The organism is Phenylobacterium sp. (assembly GCF_036263695.1).
In the GTDB taxonomy this organism is placed as follows: Bacteria; Pseudomonadota; Alphaproteobacteria; order Caulobacterales; family Caulobacteraceae; genus Phenylobacterium.
Map to the genome: position 1 here is coordinate 1 of NZ_DATAGM010000433.1, position 1,723 is coordinate 1,723.

Annotated in this window: 2 protein-coding genes; one reads left to right on the forward strand and one right to left on the reverse strand. The window is 70.9% G+C overall.

The genetic code is table 11. From position 1 onward, the window contains the following. On the forward strand, window positions 1–863 hold an 863-nt coding region (gene mepA / locus VHK87_RS17575; RefSeq protein WP_329636189.1), incomplete at its 5' end, for a penicillin-insensitive murein endopeptidase. Window positions 864–1,100: 237 nt separating this feature from the next. On the opposite strand, the gene VHK87_RS17580 is transcribed toward mepA, so the two are convergent. After that, window positions 1,101–1,723: EAL domain-containing protein (locus VHK87_RS17580; RefSeq protein WP_329636190.1), on the reverse strand; the 623-nt coding region annotated here is incomplete at its 5' end.

Consider the following 1,723-nt stretch of genomic DNA (forward strand, 5'->3'; position numbering starts at 1 on the left):
ATGCCCAGGACCGCGGCAGCGTGAACCCGAAGCCGCTGCCGCCGCTCGCCAATCCGGACGCGCCCTCGACCCCGGCCAAGGAGCTGTTCGGCCGCGCGACGACGCCCGCGCCGGGCCCCTCCGAGGCCTACGGCGGCTACGCCAAGGGCTGCTTCTCCGGCGGCGAGGCGCTGGCCGTCGACGGGCCGAACTGGCAGGTGATGCGCCTGTCGCGCAACCGGATGTGGGGCACGCCGCACCTCGTCAACTTCATCGAGCGCCTGGCCGGGAAGGCGCCCCGCGCCGGCTGGCCGGGCCTTCTCGTCGGCGACATGTCCCAGCCCCGCGGCGGCCCCATGCTGACGGGCCACGCCTCGCATCAGCTCGGTCTCGACGCCGATATCTGGCTCACCCCGATGCCGAACCGGCGCCTGAGCCGCGCCGAGCGCGAGGAGATGTCGGCGACGAACGTCGTGCGGGCCGACCGCCTCGACATCGATCCCGACGTCTGGACGCCCGAGCACACGAAGCTGATCCGGATGACCGCGCAGGAGCGGGAGGTCGCCCGCATCTTCGTCAATCCGGCGATCAAGAAGGCCCTGTGCCGCGAGGCCGGCGGCGACCGCGGCTGGCTCAACAAGGTCCGCCCGATGTACGGGCACAATTACCACTACCACATCCGCCTCTCCTGCCCGGGCGGGGAGGCGGCCTGCGACGACCAGGCGGCCCCGCCCCCCGGGGACGGCTGCGGTGAGGAACTGGCCTACTGGTTCAGCGACGCCGTGCTGAACCCGAGAAAGTCGACGACGCCACCCAAGGCGCGGCCGCCCATGACGATGGCCGCCCTGCCGGCCGCCTGCCGCACGGTGCTCAAGGCGCGCTGACGCGGGCGGCCGTCCCTGGCTGATTCACCCCGCCCTTTCCCGGACGCCCGGAGAGTCAGCGGAAGGCGATCCGGGACCCAGCGCAGGAACCGGCCGCGCCAGCGGCTCATGATGATCGGCGCCAGACTTCGGACGCTTCGCGGCTTGACGTGCTGGGTTCCGAATCGGGTTCCGCTTCGCTCCACCCGTCCGGGAAAGGGCGCGGGTGAAGGGACTGAACGATGTCCAGGCCGGCGATCAAGCCGCCTCCGGCGCCGCCCCGACGAGCTGACGGGCCTGGAGCATGGACATCGGCTCGCCGAAGGCGAAGCCCTGGGCGTAGTCGCAGCCGAGTTCGGCGAGCGCCTGCGCATCGGCCTCGGTCTCGGCGCCCTCGGCGATGATGGCGAGGCCGAGTTCCTGGGCCATCCTCACGATCGAGCGCAGGATGGCGGTCTGGCCGGTGGCGATCTGGCGGACGAAGGATTGATCGATCTTGATCGTGTCGAAGGGGAAGCGCTGCAGGTAGGACAGGGCCGAGTAGCCGGTTCCGAAATCGTCGAGCGACAGGCCGGCGCCGAGGTCGTGGATGCGCGCCAGCATCTGGGCGGCGTATTCCGGGTTCTCCATCACTAGGCTCTCGGTGAGCTCCAGCTTGAGCGAGCCCGGCAGCACGCCGGAGCGGGCGAGCACGGTCTTCACGTCGTGCAGGAGGTCGTGGCGCAGGAGCTGGCGCGAGGACACGTTCACGGAGGCGAAGATCGGCGGTTCGACGTCCAGCGAGCGCTGCCAGGCGGCGAGCTCGATCGCGGCCCGCTCCAGCACGAAGACGCCGAGATTGACGATGAAGCCGTTCTCCTCCGCCGCCGGGATGAAGGTCG